Source organism: Paraburkholderia sp. BCC1886 (assembly GCF_900996245.1).
Lineage (GTDB): Bacteria > Pseudomonadota > Gammaproteobacteria > Burkholderiales > Burkholderiaceae > Paraburkholderia.
Window position 1 is genome coordinate 100,039 of the sequence record NZ_CAAJGK010000037.1, and the last position, 14,901, is coordinate 114,939.

Annotated in this window: 13 protein-coding genes; 3 read left to right on the plus strand and 10 right to left on the minus strand. The window is 61.6% G+C overall.

The genetic code is table 11. From position 1 onward, the window contains the following. Positions 1-47: 47 nt before the first annotated feature. The 5 genes from FQ746_RS06905 to FQ746_RS06925 all read right to left on the minus strand — a co-directional run bounded on the left by FQ746_RS06905 (position 48) and on the right by FQ746_RS06925 (position 6,499). Entirely contained in the window at positions 48-2,807 is a 2,760-nt protein-coding gene (locus tag FQ746_RS06905; protein ID WP_144108193.1) for a PEP-utilizing enzyme, read from the minus strand. A gap of 38 nt (positions 2,808-2,845) precedes the next feature. Further along, on the minus strand, positions 2,846-3,637 hold the full coding sequence (locus FQ746_RS06910; protein ID WP_144108194.1) for a PhzF family phenazine biosynthesis protein: 792 nt from the start codon (positions 3,635-3,637) through the stop codon (positions 2,846-2,848). Beyond that, a complete protein-coding gene (cysK, locus tag FQ746_RS06915; RefSeq protein WP_260853922.1) occupies positions 3,637-4,686 on the minus strand; it encodes a cysteine synthase A in 1,050 nt (349 codons plus the stop codon). Before cysK ends, FQ746_RS06910 begins: the two co-directional genes overlap by 1 nt. A gap of 42 nt (positions 4,687-4,728) precedes the next feature. Continuing rightward, a complete protein-coding gene (locus FQ746_RS06920; protein WP_144108195.1) occupies positions 4,729-5,412 on the minus strand; it encodes a TenA family transcriptional regulator in 684 nt (227 codons plus the stop codon). A 244-nt stretch (positions 5,413-5,656) separates the two neighbouring features. Beyond that, positions 5,657-6,499, minus strand: coding sequence for a DMT family transporter (locus FQ746_RS06925; protein WP_144108196.1), 843 nt, complete (start codon positions 6,497-6,499; stop codon positions 5,657-5,659). Positions 6,500-6,655: 156 nt separating this feature from the next. On the opposite strand from FQ746_RS06925, the gene gcvA reads away from it, so the two are divergent. Further along, a complete protein-coding gene (gene gcvA / locus FQ746_RS06930) occupies positions 6,656-7,546 on the plus strand; it encodes a transcriptional regulator GcvA (protein ID WP_144108197.1) in 891 nt (296 codons plus the stop codon). A gap of 82 nt (positions 7,547-7,628) precedes the next feature. Here the strand turns inward: gcvA and FQ746_RS06935 are convergent, their stop codons facing one another. Further along, positions 7,629-8,360 (minus strand): SDR family NAD(P)-dependent oxidoreductase, encoded by a 732-nt coding sequence (locus tag FQ746_RS06935; RefSeq protein WP_144108198.1) that lies wholly within the window; start codon positions 8,358-8,360, stop codon positions 7,629-7,631. A gap of 100 nt (positions 8,361-8,460) precedes the next feature. Between FQ746_RS06935 and FQ746_RS06940 the strand changes: the two genes are divergently transcribed. Next, the gene (locus FQ746_RS06940) at positions 8,461-8,829 is read left to right on the plus strand and encodes a winged helix-turn-helix transcriptional regulator (protein ID WP_144108199.1); all 369 of its coding nucleotides are present in this window, start codon (positions 8,461-8,463) and stop codon (positions 8,827-8,829) included. A 30-nt stretch (positions 8,830-8,859) separates the two neighbouring features. On the opposite strand, the gene FQ746_RS06945 is transcribed toward FQ746_RS06940, so the two are convergent. From FQ746_RS06945 to FQ746_RS06965, 4 genes are all read right to left on the minus strand, one after another. Continuing rightward, a complete protein-coding gene (locus tag FQ746_RS06945) occupies positions 8,860-9,405 on the minus strand; it encodes a hypothetical protein (protein ID WP_260853923.1) in 546 nt (181 codons plus the stop codon). A gap of 121 nt (positions 9,406-9,526) precedes the next feature. Continuing rightward, positions 9,527-11,053, minus strand: a complete 1,527-nt coding sequence (locus FQ746_RS35115) for an MFS transporter (RefSeq protein WP_144108202.1) — start codon at positions 11,051-11,053, stop codon at positions 9,527-9,529. A 48-nt stretch (positions 11,054-11,101) separates the two neighbouring features. Beyond that, positions 11,102-12,001 (minus strand): PDR/VanB family oxidoreductase, encoded by a 900-nt coding sequence (locus FQ746_RS06960; RefSeq protein WP_260853929.1) that lies wholly within the window; start codon positions 11,999-12,001, stop codon positions 11,102-11,104. A gap of 124 nt (positions 12,002-12,125) precedes the next feature. Continuing rightward, the gene (locus FQ746_RS06965; protein WP_144108204.1) at positions 12,126-13,457 is read right to left on the minus strand and encodes an aromatic ring-hydroxylating dioxygenase subunit alpha; all 1,332 of its coding nucleotides are present in this window, start codon (positions 13,455-13,457) and stop codon (positions 12,126-12,128) included. A gap of 304 nt (positions 13,458-13,761) precedes the next feature. Here FQ746_RS06965 and FQ746_RS06970 point away from each other — a divergent pair, with 304 nt between their 5' ends. After that, positions 13,762-14,883 (plus strand): FAD-dependent monooxygenase, encoded by a 1,122-nt coding sequence (locus FQ746_RS06970; protein ID WP_144108205.1) that lies wholly within the window; start codon positions 13,762-13,764, stop codon positions 14,881-14,883. Positions 14,884-14,901: the final 18 nt, after the last annotated feature.

A 14,901-nucleotide genomic window follows, 5' to 3' on the forward strand; every position in this document is an offset into this window, starting at 1 on the left:
AGGCCCGGCCTCGTTCGGAACAAGCCGCCTTTGTGTTCACGACGGCCTCAAGCCGTCTGCACGACGGTAATCCGCTTGGCGTGGCAGTCCAGCACGATCCTCGCCGCCTGCTCCACCTTGCCGTACAGCACGTCGCCAACGCCAATCGCCGCAGCAACGCCCAACTCCGCGCAACGAATCGCCATATGTGAATTAGCGCCGCCATAGCGCGTGATCAGCCCGGCGATCGAATGCCCGAAAAGCCAGTCGAAGCCGGGGTCGGCACTCTCGACGACCGCAATCCTGCCCGCAAGCTCGAGACTTCGCGGATCGCTTGTTGCCAGCACATTCACCGACCCGGCATCGACTGCCAGGTTGGTGATGAAATTCGGCTGGCCCGGCCGCTTGTGAAACGATAAGAAATCCGCGGGACTGAACACCAGATCGGGCAACTCGATTCGGCTATCGAGGTCGTAATCGACGCGCCGTGACCCGATCGTCGCTTTTAGTTGCGCCACATCGGGTTGTCTCATACCGGAGATCAGTTCGTCGAGATCGTGCAGATGCAGATACGCGAGGTCGTCGCGCGTAAGACCGAGTTGTTCTCCCCACAGCAGAAGCTGATTCAACCCGTGACTGAGGTAGCGGGTATAGACGAACTTCCCATACTCGCGACCGTGGATGGCCCGGCGCGCAAAGCGGTCGACTGTTTCGAAGCTCAGGCCTTCGAACTCATCGCTCAAAGCGGCGTTGACCGCAGCGATCGTCGTGGGCGGGAGCGTCCAGCCCGATTTGTCGACGGCCTTCGCCGCGTCGATGAACGGATCGAGATAGCGCGCCGGGTCTTCGAAATACGCGGGACTCAGAATATCGTAGGTGCCCGGCCGCAGATGTCCGTAACGCTCGTAAAACAAGGTTCTCGCGAGTTCGCCGGTTTGCACCTTCACGGCATCGCGTTCCATCTCGCCGCTGATCGATTGAATCGAATGCAGATAGTTTTCATAGTCGACGCGATCGAGTACGCCGACGTTCACGAGACCCTTGAGCGTACTCACGGCGACGAAAGCAGCGCGCGCAAGATGCGCGAATGGCTTGCAACCGTGGTGGTGACAGATTTCGATCAGGCGCCACGCTTTATGCAACGGTTCGTGGCCCGATGACATCACCGCGTCGAACAGGTTGCCGTAGCTTTCGACATCCGTATGATCGGCCTCGACGCGTCGCAGCGCCGAATGAAAGATGTCTTTTGCCGCCGCGCAGATTTCCGCGATTTCGGCGCCGCAAAGTGCTTCTCCGTAGCGCGCTTGCAGCCAGTTCGCCAGACCCGGAAACCACGTCGAGACCACTACTTCGAACTCGACCTTGTCATGCAAGCCGGGGTCGCATTCGAGCCGCGCGACATAGAGATTCAACAGCTTGTTGGCCAACGTCGGGGACAAGGCGGCGGGCGTGAACGAGTTGAAACTCGAGCGCACGTCGATATACGGATTGCCGCCGAGCCTGAGCATGTGCTGGACTGGCCGGACATCGCGGTAACCGTATTCCAGCCGCTGGTTCGTAACGACGGAGTCCGTGATAAGCCGTTGATACAGCGAAAACGCCAGCGGTCTGGGTTTGATGCCGATCAGTTCGGCCGGGTTCGCATCGGGCATGATGCCGAAGATCGCTTTTTCGCCTTGGAGAATGCCGTCGCCGGTAATCTGCCTGCTGCTCATCAGGCGCATGCTCGAGCGGATGCGTGCCTCGACAGCGGCGTCGCAGGTTTGCCCGTAATCGCCCACGAGTGGCCGGATCTGCACAATATGAATGATCCCGGCGCGATCGACGATGAATTCCACATCCAGCGCGGTGTGATCGGCGCATCGTTCGATATCGCGTACCACGGCGAGAAGCCGCCTCACACTACGCGGCGCTCGTATCTGGGCGGCGTGGGCGGTGCGGCTGACATAAAGCGTCTTTAGCGCGTTCGTGGTGCCGGACGTCACGGTATCGGTGCGGCCGCTACTGTCGTCGTAGTTGACGACGAAGTACGGTGCATTGCGACCGACGACGCGGCTCGCGCAGACACCGCTCATAGCGGCATCGACAATCTGTCTTTGCAGCAGAACCTGATCGTGCGGCGATCCTCTGCCGTATGAGTGGAACACGGTATCGACTGCTTGCGCGATGGCGTCGCCGTCTCGGCCGTCGACGTTCATCACGCTCGTATAGGCGCCGGCGTTCGACGAAGTAAAGCTGTCTTCGGACACGGCACTGCTGCGCGCAATCCAGATAGGTGACTCTTGATGGATAACGCGATCGACAAACGCTTGCCGTTCGGTGCACCATTCGGCGCGAGTCACGAGCAGGCCGGGATCTATCGTTGCGTCGGTCAGCAAACCGGCGAAGAACCGCAGCGTGGCACCCTTCGTCGTCAGCGCGTGCTGCTGAATGCTGAAGCCCGGCGTGCAGAGCAGTGGGCGAGCGATGATGTGCCGTTGTATGTTCAAGTCCGGAGAACTGCTATTGCCCATTGCGGCGAGCACACCACGCCTCACATGAAGACCGACCACATGACTCATATCGATACTTCGATCGAGCGTCCACTGCGCAGCGAGTTCGTGCGCGATGCCGTAGGGGGCGGGCTCGCCGGAAACGAAAAGATCGATGTCGGCGCGCGATGCCGCAACGATTCTTGCGACCCGGTCGTCTTCCAGCAGGAAGTCGCCCATCGCGATCACTGCGCTGTCCTCGTCCGGAGTATGGCTGGATGGCGCGCCTGCACCTAAGCGGCGCGCGTTCAGAACATGAGTCAGGACGTGCTCTCCACCGTAGATGTATTCAAGCATGGGTAGTACCTTGTTGATCGCGAAGAGCGGGAACGCGTTCACACGTAGAGTTGATCGATGGAATAAATGCAGCACGAACCGCGCAGCTCGACGCGCCCGGCACTGACGCTGGCTGTCAGGACACCCGGGCTTGCGGAATGCTGGATAGCGCTGAGTACGCTCTTATCGAGGCGCTGTGCCCAGAAACTCGCCAGGTAGTGATGCGCCGATGCGGTCACGAAATCTTCCGGCACGCCGTAAGCGGGTGCAAAAAATCGGGCGCAGTAGTCGTGTCGTGCGGCGGGGGCGGTGACGCACAGTCCGCGATACGGCAAGGTGACGAGTTGCGCCAACGGCGCATCGAAGCGCTTGACCTGATCCTCGCTATCCATCACCAGTACGAGATCGTCGCCGCAAGACAGCTTGGTGGCGACGCCCAGGTCCGCTGCCGCGTTGCCCGGCGTCCGCAACGCAGGCGCGGGACCGCAGTCGAGCACGTCGGCCTTTTCACGCGACACGTTGGATACGCGCTCGCATCCTGGCGCCCGATCGGTCCAATGCAGGGTGATCGAGGTCCAGTCATGCTCCGCGACGGCGGCCAGCACGTATTGCGCGGCGAGCGTGGCGTGACCGGCGTTCGATACCTCGCGCGTCGGTGTGAACCAGCGGATATCGTAATGACGGGAATCGTCGGAACGCGACCGCAAAAATACCGTTTCGGGAAACCCGTTGATGAACGCAATGCGCTGCATCAACGGCTCAGGCAGTGCGTCGCGTAAAAGCACGACCGCTGCAGGGTTACCTTCCAGCGGGTTGGTAGAGAAAGCCTTTACGCAATATTGCCGGAGCATCAGGCTTTAACCGGACGTTGCATCAGGGAATGCATATGACGTTCGGGCGCGAGTGAGGTCTCGAGCGTGTCGAGATAGGCACGCGCGTCGGCTGTCAGTCGCGTGCTGAGATAACGTTCGGTGGAACTGGCTGCCACCACCACGATATTTTTCCCGGCCATCTGCGGTTCACTGGCAAGTTCGATCGCAGCCTGCAATGCCGCACCGGTACTGATTCCAATCAGAACGCCTTCTGCGCGGATTGCACGAAGCGTGGTTGCATAACCGTCGTCGGTATCGATCACCATTACCCGATCGATTACCGCCCGATCTAGCGTCTCGGGAATAAAACCAGGCCCGATGCCGATAATGCCGTGATTGCCTTCGGCTTCGCCAATCTCGACCTGCCCCGACAGCACCGCGGCTTCGCGCGGTTCCACGGCGACCACGAGGGTTTGCGGCCGCTTGCTCTTCAGGTACGCGCCAATTCCGCTGATATGTCCGCCAGTGCCCGATGCGGCGACAAACGCATCGACCTGGCCGTCGAGTTGTCGGAGTAGTTCTTCGCCGGTCTTGAAGTGCGCGGCGGGGTTCGCGGGGTTGCGCGTCTGGTCCGCAATAAACGACGCTGGATATTTTTCCGCGAGTTCGAATGACTTGGCGACCGGGCCGAGCAGGCCCTGGCTTTCGGGTGTCAACACGAGGTGGGCACCGAGCATGCGCAGCAGCAGCTTGCGTTCGAGCGACACGAACTCGGGCATCACGATCGTGATTTCATAGCCTCTTGCCGCGCAGATACCTGCCAGCGAAATACCCGTATTGCCGCTGGTTGCCTCGATAACATGCGTGCCCGGTTTCAGCTTGCCTTCGCGCTCGGCGGTTTCGATGATATTAAGCGCGACGCGGTCTTTGACCGACATCCATGGATTCAGAAATTCCAGCTTCAGATAGATATTGCCCGCGAGCCCCGCGGACAACTTGTCTAAATGAACGAGCGGAGTATTGCCTACGGCGTGCGTCAAGGAATAGGGCATGGATGAATAGGGAAAGTCGAACGGGTCGATCGCCACGTGAGCGCTCGGAAAAGGGGCAGCACGATGCGCCGGGTCGAGTCAGCGGACGATGTTGTGATAGAAACCCGTGTAGACATTCGCGAACAGACACGAGCCGAATTGCACGCCTTCTTTGATCACGCGCTGATGGTCGGGATGAGCCCAGTCGTGGTTCACGACCATGAGGAAATCCTCGGCATGCTGGATGTCGATTTCCTTGTGGAGCGCGTAGTGAGTGATGCGCTCTGCTGGCAGCCAGTCGTTGTCGACGATTGCCTGGCAAATCAGCGACGACACATCGACAAAGGTGCGTTCGATTCCGCTGAACATGGCCGCCGCAAATCGATAGCTTTCGAACGCCGACGCTCCGCGTAGTGCTTCGTTGAATATGCGCACGTTCGCCGACGGATTATTCTGATCGACCATCGACGCATCACCGCCCAGTCGGTCGATCAAGGTCATGATGGTTTTGCCGTGCACTTTCTCCGGCACGCCCTTGCCGTGCTCTTCCCACAGGTTGTCCACCAGTGCGATACGCAGCACGGCATCTGGAATATTGGCAATAACCTGCGCCATTGGGCGATTGAAAAACTGAACCAGCGGAGCGAATTCGATCTGACTTTTCAGGAACTGTTCTTTAGACATCTTCCCTGAGCAGAGCATCCTGAAATACGGATGCTCTGCAAGTTTCAGATTGAATACACTGGATTCGAGACAGTCTTTCAGGCCGGGATGAAGCGACATCGTACTACTCCTTATTTTGATTTTTCTGAGCGAAGTCGACCGGGAATGCGAAACGGTTGATGAGTCGTGTTCGACGGAGAGCAGAAGGTCAACGGGAGTAATCGTATGACGGATAATCCCGCCAGCGAAGCCAGGGAAACCGGTAAGTCAAATATCGGACCAGTCCGATTGCGCGTGGGGTTGAGTCTCTTATCGATCTCCCGGCGCAGCACTCAAAAACGCCGAAAACGAAGGGCCACGAAACTCAAGCCCCCAAACACACCGCGCCCACGGCCACCACCACGCACGCGACCCATCTCTTCGCACTAACCGGCTCACCCAGGAACACTCGCCCGATCAGCACGGCAAACACGACACTCGTCTCGCGCAACGCGGACACCGCGCCCATCGCACCGGACTGCAGCGCCCAGATCACGATGCCATACGCGGCGATAGACACCAATCCGCCGATCAGCGACGAGCCCACGGCCATAGGCGTTTGCGTCACCGGTTTCAAAAGCGCCGGAAGCCCGCGGGAAGTCACGAATAACACCGGCATCAACCAATAAAAGAAGAACATCCACGCGGTATAAGCCAACGCCTCGCCGCCCGACAGGCGCACGCCGATTCCATCGATCACGGTGTAAAGCGCAATGGTCGCGCCGGTTGTCAACGCAGCGAGCACGCCTGCACGCGAGACATTACGTCCATTCACTGCGAGCGCGATGATGCCGCCGGAGATCAGCACGATGCCGAGCACGTGCCACGCACCGATCGCCTCGTGTGCGAAGAGCGCCGCGCCTAGCGTGACCAGCAGCGGCGAAGAGCCACGCGCAATGGGGTACGCCTGCGCCAGATCGTTGCGGCGATAAGAACGCACGAGGGTCACGTTGTAGACGATATGCACCAGCCCCGACGCGACGATATAAGGCCACGCGGCGGCCTTTGGAAGCGGCAAAAATAAAATGGCGAAGGTGGAAACGACCGCGATGGCAATGCTCATCCACGTCATGGAGAGATAGCGATCCCGATTGCCATGCAGCATCGCATTCCAGCTCGCGTGAAGGAGCGCGGCAAGCAGCACGAAAGCGCCGGTATAACTCAGCATGCAGATTCCATCCAGTTGAACGAGACGGCGGCAGTCGAGACTCCGCACGGGCGAGCGCAGTCCCATCGACGCCGTACTCGACAGGATATCTATCTTGTGATGCGGCAACAAACCAGATAAATTGGTTGCCCGGGTTAGATAAACTCTTATGAATCAATGAAGCGACCTCTCCCTCCCCTGAATGCGTTGCGCGCCTTCGAATCTGCCGGACGGCTCGGCAGTTTCAAGGATGCGGCCGCCGAATTACACGTCACGCACGGCGCCGTGAGTCAGCATGTGCGTTTGCTGGAGGAGTGGTTAGGCGCGCCGCTCTTCGAGCGGCACAACCGGCGCGTGGTGCTGACGCCGGCGGCGAAGGCCTACCTGGACGATATCGGCCCGTTGTTCGAGCAACTGTCGCAGTCGACCGCACGATACGGCTTACCGGCCACCGCGTCGCGAACCCTGACCTTGAACGCGCCGGCAAGCTTCACGTTGCGCTGGCTGCTGCCCAGGCTGGCGCGGTTTCTCGCCGATTATCCCGACTTGAACGTCACGGTCGCTACATCGAACGAACCGGTGGAGGGTCTGAAGGACAGTTTCGACATCGTCGTGCGCGGTGGCCCGGACACGTTTTATGGCTATACGATGCGGCCGTTTCTCGACGAAGCGCGCGTTCCCGTCTGCAGCCCCGCGCTATTGCGGCGCATCCCGCTGGACGTGCCGGAAGATTTCCGGCGGCACACCTTGCTGCACACGGCGAGCTTGCCGCGCTTGTGGCCCGACTGGCTGGCGAAGGTGCAACTGCCCGCGCTGCGCCCGGCCGCGACGGTGAGCTTCGACCACTTCTATCTCACCGTGCAGGCAGCCATCGACGGAATAGGCATCGCGATGGGACCCACCGCGCTCATCGCGGAAGACCTCGCCGCCGGCCGGCTCGTCAAACCGTTCGCCGGGCCGGTGTTGCCCTCGCGCAGTTACTGCACTTACGTGGCGGACGAAAAATCCGCGGATGAGCGCGTCGTGTTGTTTCGAGCGTGGCTCGAAAGTGAAGGCATGCCCCGGTAACGCGACGGCGCGGTTGGTTCGACTCTGCCGTCGAGCGGGCGGCGCAACGACAAAAAGCGCAGCAGGGCACACCAGGATCCGCTCAAACCTGAGTCATGCCACCATCGATACACAATTCCGCACCGGCAATAAAGCTGCTCTCCGTCGACGCGAGAAACAACGCCGCGCTGGCGACTTCCTCGGGACGGCCAAGGCGCTTCATGGGAATCCGTTCGGTAAGCGCCTGCCGCAATTCGTCGCTGACACCGTCGAACATCGGTGTGTCGATCGGGCCGGGGCTCAGTGTGTTGACGCGAATGCCGCGCGTTGCCAGTTCTGCGGTCCACGTGCGCGAGTAGGAGCGCACAGCGGCTTTGGTGGCCGAATACGTGCCGTAGCCCGGATTGCCGACCGACCCGGCAATCGAGCCGATGAGCACGATGCTGCTGCCTTCGCTCATCAACGGCACGGCCTTCTGCACGGTGAACACCATACCGCGAACGTTCAGGTCGAACGCGTGGTCGAAATGTTCCTCGGTGGTGGCGTCGAGTGTGCCGAACTGCCCATGCCCCGCCGACGTGACGAGAATGTCCAGCTTGCCGGCCTTCGTCCTGACGAGCTCGAACAGTCGGTCGAGATCGTGCGTATCCGTCACGTCGCCCTGCACGCCTTCGGCACGTCCGTCGATCGATGCAACCGCCTCGTCGAGCTGAGCCTGACGGCGACCGGTCAGAAAAACATACGCGCCTTCCGCGGCGAAACGTCGTGCAATCGCGAGACCGATTCCGCTATTGCCACCGGTCACGACGGCGGTCTTCCCTTCGAGCTTCAACACAGTTCACTCCTCGTTCGTTCAGTCGGAGTGAAGATACACTGCGTATATCTAGTGTCAATTACGCACCGTCGATAGACTAGATATACGAAAGGAAACCGCGATGTCGACCACGCTCGAATCTCCGCTCGCCGAAATCAACGCGACGCGACCCGTTCTCGAACAGATTGCCAACAAGTGGTCGGTGTTGATCCTGACCGTGCTGTGCAGCGAACCGTCGCGCTTCAACGCGATCAAGCGGCGGCTCGATCCGATTACGCACAAGGCGTTGACCGAGGCGTTGCGTCGGCTTGAGCGCAACGGCCTGGTTCATCGCCGGGTAATCGCGTCGTCGCCGGTGGCGGTCGAGTATTCGATCACCACGTTGGGACGCTCGCTGCAGGACCCGTTCGTCGCGCTCGTGTCCTGGGCGGCGACTCACGGCGGCAGCATTGAAAAGGCGCAGGCAATGTTCGATGAAAGGAAGGCGTGAAGCAGTCGCGTCCCGCGCAAGCGTACCGGGCTAGCTGGCGTGGCAGGCAAACACCATGTCGTACGAGTCGAAGCGCTCCGGCTCGACACCCGCACCGCCAAGCTCGCTGGCTCGCTTCACCGCGCGGTCCAGTGTGGCAGCGTCGAGCGTTTCCAGGATCAGCAAACCCGCGAAACTGCCTTCCGAACTTTTACGCATCGATTTCTCCTGAGTGGCGATCGACGTCGCTTCGTCAGTCACGGACAGGACCTGTGCGTTCACCACCCAATCGATTTGCGCGAGCGTTTCGACCAGGCGCTGTCCTTCGCCGGCACACAAACGGTCGGGCAGCGCGTCGTCGAAGCGTGCAATCGCAATATGTCCGGCATGTCCGCTTGCATTGCCGCCTTGCGCCACGATCGCGCCGCCGCCGCGACGAAACAGCGCCAACGTGGGCATGATCCTCTGCGTCCAGAGCGTCGGATCGTTCGGCCGGTCGAGATATGCGGTACTCGACATCACCTGCGCATTGCGCGGCAAGGCATTCGCTACGATCCGGAAATGGGCAAAACGCTGTCCGAACACGCGTCGACTCACGACATGCCGGTCAGCGCCACGCACCGGCTGCTCGCAGACCTGATCGAGCAAGGCTATGTTCGATTGGAAAGACTTTCCAAAAAGCAAATTCTTTCCAAAATGCAACATACGGACGTCGACCTCAATGTCCAACGGTTCGCGTCTCCGCAAGACCGGCCACTTGCGCGCCGGATATTTCATCCAGCGTGCGCCCTACCGTCTCTAGCGCAAAGACCGCGAGCACGACCGCGCCGAGCATCGACACGCAGGCAAAGTAGCCGAACACGGCCTCGACGTCGAGATACGTGAGCAGGGCGCCGATGATCACCGGCCCGACGACGGACGAGATGCGGGTCAACGCGGAGGCCGCGCCTGCGCCGCGCGCACGGATGCGCGTCGGGTACACCTCCGGCGCATACACATACACGCCGCACTGCACGATCGCGATCATGGCGACGCTGATCGACGCGAACACGGCGACCTGCGCAGCGGGGACATGCGTGCCGCTGAAAGCGAGATACATCATCGGCAACGCGGCGCCGAGGAAGGCCAGTGCGAAGGTCTTCTTGCGGCCGAGTAGATCGATCAGGAAGATGCCCGCCAGCGTGCCCAGCAATGTAGCGATCATGCTCACCATGCCGTAGCGCAATGCGACATCGAGCGGCAGATGGTAGACGGTGCGATATAGCGACGGCAGCCACACCAGGATCCCATACGTCGTGAGACTCGCACAGCAGGCCATGATCCACACGACGATCGTGCGCGTCGCCAGTCCGCGGCCGAACAGCGCGCGAAACGAGTCGAGGCCCGAGCTTGCCGCCGGGTTCGCCACCTTCGCCACCTTCGCCACCTTCGCCACCGTTACCGAGGCCACCGAGGCCACCGAGGCAACCTCGGCCACCGTCGAACGGCTAGCCGAACCGGCCGGCAACGACCTCTCGATCCCACTGACGATCGCATCCGCCTCCGCATACCGGCCGTTGATCGCGAGCCAGCGCGGCGACTCCGGCGCGGTGCGCGGCAGGATCGCGGCGAGCACGATAGGCAGCGCGCCGACGAAGAACATCACCTGCCAGCCATACACGGGAATCAGCCACATCGCGGCAATCGCGGCAATCAGGTTGCCCACCGCGAAGGTCGATTGCAGAACGAAGATGAGCCGTCCGCGAATGCGTGCCGGGCAGACCTCGTTCATATACGTCGCGGACACCGGCGACTCGCCGCCGAGCCCGATCCCCTGAAAGAAGCGCAACACGATGAACACCGCGTAACTCGGCGCATAAGCCGACGCGAGACTGCCGGCCGCGAGAATCACCAGCAACCAGCGCAGCACGCGCAGCCGTCCGTAACGCTCGGCGGCCGCGCTGAACAGCAGCGCGCCGATGGTCTGTCCGACATAGCCGCCCGACACCAGCCAGCCCGCGTGAGCCGGCGACAGATGCCACAAGCCGATCAGCACGGGCAGCACGTAGGCGATGGTCAACGCATCGAACGCGTCGGTCATGTGGACGAAGCCGACGACGCCCAGCACGCGCGCATGCCAGCGCGTGAACGGCAGCCTTTCGATCCGCGCCGAAATCGACGCGGTGTCATGCCCGTCGCTGGCGCGCGCCGCGACGTTCGCGTCGACGTTCGTGCCGCACTCTTTTACTGTGCTGGAGAGTTCCATCGTGTCCTCAAAGGAAATGTGGGGGATACAGGCGAATGAGCCGGCGGTTCAGGCGAGATCGAGGACGAGCGTTCCACTCTTCGCGGTGGAGACGCAGATCATCATCACCTTGCCGGCGGCTTTCTCGGATTGCGTGAGGACAGAGTCGCGGTGCTCGATGCAGCCGCCCAGCACGCGCGTTTCGCAGGCGCCGCACAAGCCTTCGCGACAACTGTGATCGACCTCGACGCCGGCTTCCAGCAGCACGTCCAGCAGTGCTTTGCCGGCGGGGACGTCGAGCGTTCGGCCGCTGCGGGCAAGCTCGACCGTGTAGCCGGTCGCGGCGATCGCGCTAACGGGACTGCTCGCGGCAAAGCGTTCGATATGCACGTTCTCGATACCCGCGACCGCGCATGCTGTTTCGAATGCCTTCAGCATGCCGTTCGGTCCGCAGCAATACGCGTGGACGCCCGGGGATTGCTGCGCGAGCAAGGCGGCGAGATCGAAAGGACGGCCGTCGTGCTCGTCGTCGAAGTACAGACGCACATCGCCGCCAAGCGCATGCAGTTCGGCGAGAAACGCGGCTTGTGCACGGCTGCGTGCGCAGTACACGAAACTCACGGCGCGGTCTTGCCGACGCAATTCGCGGTACATGCACAGCATCGGCGTCACGCCGATACCGCCGGCGATCAGCACCGTCGAGGCGGCCGCTTCGTCCAGCGCAAAGTGATTGCGCGGCCGGCCGATGGGAAGCACCGCGCCGCATCGAAGCTGCTCGTGCACGTACTTCGAACCGCCGCGGCTGCGCTCGTCGGAAAGAATGCCGAGCACGTAGCGATCCGTTTCGCCGGGCGAATTGACGAGCGAATAACTGCGGATCAACCCGTTCGGCAGATGCAGATCGATATGGGCGCCCGGTGTAAAAGCGGGAAACACCGATCCCGGTGCGGGAACGAGCTCGACGCTCATGACGCGATCGGCTTCATGACGCAGCGTACGAACCCGCGCCAGCAGTGGCGCGCTAGCGTCTTTCGCCGTGCGCGCGTCGTTCACGGACCGCACCGCTTCACAAACGGATGACTGATCCATGGCCTCATGCTCCCGGCGACGCTTCCGTTTCGAGATCGTCTTTCTGACGCACGCCGTGCACGGAGAAAAACTGCGCGCGCTGCACTTTCTGACCGATCGCGGCTTCGTACGCGTCGCGCACGCTATCGGGCTGACCGTACTGTCCGAAGAAGTCGCGCAGATAGGCGCCGAGCAGCGGATGCGCCGAGAGTGCTTCGAGCGTCATCCCGTCGAGCATTTCATCGCGACAGGCTGACGGAAGGAAGACGTTCTCATTGGCGGCGCTGTCGGTAATCAGCCCCTTCGGCGTGGCGCCTGCGGCCACTGCTTCCAGCTCTTCGAAAAAGCGTCGGCGCAGCATGACGATGCCGCGATCGCTCGCGCCGAGCGTCTCTTTCGTGCGGTCCGTTATCGTGCCTTGACCGACCCACGCCGCGAAGTCCTGATTGGCCACATGACTCGTGATCCAGTCGCCGTTCTCGTCGCGCAGCGGCCCATACCAGGCGGGAATATGCGACTGAACGTAGGGCTCCTGTTCCTTCGGCACCTTATTGAACACCCATAGCAGGCTCAACGTGTTTTCATCGTCGATAGGAATGCGCCATTCGAAGTGGTGCCCGAGATAGAAGCCGTTCGGCCACAAGGTCACGCGGCCGGTGGTCCACATCGGGTTCTGTTCGTTTTCGTGCGCGCGCAGCCGTTTGTAGATGAAGCCGTAATCGAACTCCTCGTACTTCGTACTTAGATGCGTCGGCACGTGTTCCGCGTGGCTGTTCTGTTGCCGTTCGGTCCAGTTGTTGTGCGTCCACTCGAAGTGAATCGGGTCGATGGAATTTTCCTGGCACTGAAACCAGTTGCACGGAATCTCAGCCATTACGACCTGTGCAAAACCGTTGGTGTAGTTGAACGGCTCCCAGTCCGGCAACTCGGGTGCCGGCGACGGTCCCATGTACGCCCACACCATGCCGGCTTTCGCCCGCACTTCGTAGGCGGTGATTCTGGTTTTACGACGCAGGCGCGCTTCCTCGTCGACGATTTCTTCGAACGGCTGATGCGTGCACTGACCGCTCCTGTCGAATTCCCAGCCGTGATACGCGCAACGCAGTCCGCATTGCTCGACGAAGCCGAAGGCGAGGTCGGCATTGCGATGCGGACAGCGCCGCTGAACCAGGCCGAACTGGCCGCCCAGATCCTTGAACAGCACGAGGTCTTCTCCGAACAACCGGATGGGGCGCACCGCTTTCTGATCGAACTCGGCGACACCCGCTACGGGGTGCCAGTAACGGCGCAAGTAATCGCCCATCGGCGTGCCGGGGCCAACCTGGGTGAGCAGCCGGTTTTTTTCCTGACTCAACATGTTCTGTGTCCTCGAAGGTGGGAAACGCGCCTCGGTGCAATCGAATGCACTGCCCGCGATGAGCGAATTCTTGGCCACCCGACCAGGGCACACAACCTCTCCAAAATCCAGAAAGGTTGCCGTTCGTCTCGTCGCCCGGTGGGTCCCCGCACACAGCGTGTTTCACTGCAGGCGGGGTTTCCCCGAATTCTTTTCCGCTTGCCGCCGACTGAATTCGCCGCCAGAATGGCTGTTCATTTATGTTCTATGTGTTCAAAAATGAACATATTGGAATGAGGTCATAAAGAATCGACACGAGGAAAGCATGTTGAAGATCGGCATCATCGGCGGCGGGATTGGCGGACTGGCGGCAGCCATCGCATTGCGGCAGGCGGGGCATCGGGTCACGGTGTTCGAGCAGGCGGAGCGCTTCGGGCGCGTCGGCGCGGACATCAACCTCACGCCTAACGCGGTTCGCGCGCTCGACGGCCTCGGTGTCGGCGCACAGTTGCGCGAGACGGCGGCGCGGCCGAATGCGCGCATCAGCCGCATGTGGGATACCGGTGAGGAAACCTCGCGTCTGGCCATGTCCGACGAAGCGGAGCGCAAATACGGCGCGCCGCAACTCACCATGCACCGGGCCGACGTCATGACCGCGCTGGAACAGGCGCTGTTGCCGGACGAACTGTTGCTGGGCAAACGCACGGTCGGCTTCGCGCAGAACGGAGAGGAGGCCACGGTGACGCTCGCCGACGGTTCGACGCACGCCTTCGACCTGCTACTCGGCGCGGACGGCATTCATTCGGGCGTGCGCAAATTCCTGTTCGGCGACGAGCGTCCGCAGTTCACCGGCATCGTGTCGTATCGCGCGGTGGTGCCGGCGGAGCGCCTGAGCGGCGGCGACCTGGGCGCGTTCGTCAAATGGTGGGGGCCGACCGACGATCTGCAGATCGTCACGTTCCCGTTGAATCGCGGCCGCGACGTGTTCATCTTCGCGACCACGTCGCAAAGCGACTGGACGAACGAATCGTGGACGGCGCCCGGCGACCCCGACAAATTGCGCGCGGCCTACGCGGCGTTCCATCCGGAAGCGCGCGCACTGCTCGCCGCGTGCGACACGGTGCTGGCGTCGGCGTTGTATATTCGCGATCCGCTGCCGCAATGGACCGGCGCACGCATGGCGCTGCTGGGCGACGCCTGTCATCCGATGATGCCGTTCATGGCGCAGGGCGCAGGCATGGCAATCGAAGATGCGGTCGTGCTGTCGCGCGCGCTGAAGGATGTGTCGGGCGATGGCCTGGCCGAGGCGCTCGCACGCTATGCCGGCGCGCGTCAGCAGCGCACGGCGCAGATCCAGATCGGTTCGCGCGGCAACAACTGGCTGAAGACGGGCGGCAACGCCGACTGGGTCTACGGTTACGACGCGTGGACCGTGCCGCTGGCCTGATCGGCCGGACTCCGTTTC

Coding starts and splice junctions, on each gene's coding strand:
- FQ746_RS06920 (WP_144108195.1), bottom strand. CDS start 5,412: ATGTCGCTTCATCCCGGCCTGAAAGACTGTCTCGAATCCAGTGTATTC.
- FQ746_RS06965 (WP_144108204.1), bottom strand. CDS start 13,457: ATGTTGAGTCAGGAAAAAAACCGGCTGCTCACCCAGGTTGGCCCCGGC.
- FQ746_RS06960 (WP_260853929.1), bottom strand. CDS start 12,001: ATGAGCGTCGAGCTCGTTCCCGCACCGGGATCGGTGTTTCCCGCTTTT.
- FQ746_RS06905 (WP_144108193.1), bottom strand. CDS start 2,807: ATGCTTGAATACATCTACGGTGGAGAGCACGTCCTGACTCATGTTCTG.
- FQ746_RS06940 (WP_144108199.1), top strand. CDS start 8,461: ATGTCGACCACGCTCGAATCTCCGCTCGCCGAAATCAACGCGACGCGA.
- FQ746_RS06925 (WP_144108196.1), bottom strand. CDS start 6,499: ATGCTGAGTTATACCGGCGCTTTCGTGCTGCTTGCCGCGCTCCTTCAC.
- FQ746_RS06910 (WP_144108194.1), bottom strand. CDS start 3,637: ATGCTCCGGCAATATTGCGTAAAGGCTTTCTCTACCAACCCGCTGGAA.
- FQ746_RS35115 (WP_144108202.1), bottom strand. CDS start 11,053: ATGGAACTCTCCAGCACAGTAAAAGAGTGCGGCACGAACGTCGACGCG.
- gcvA (WP_144108197.1), top strand. CDS start 6,656: ATGAAGCGACCTCTCCCTCCCCTGAATGCGTTGCGCGCCTTCGAATCT.
- FQ746_RS06970 (WP_144108205.1), top strand. CDS start 13,762: ATGTTGAAGATCGGCATCATCGGCGGCGGGATTGGCGGACTGGCGGCA.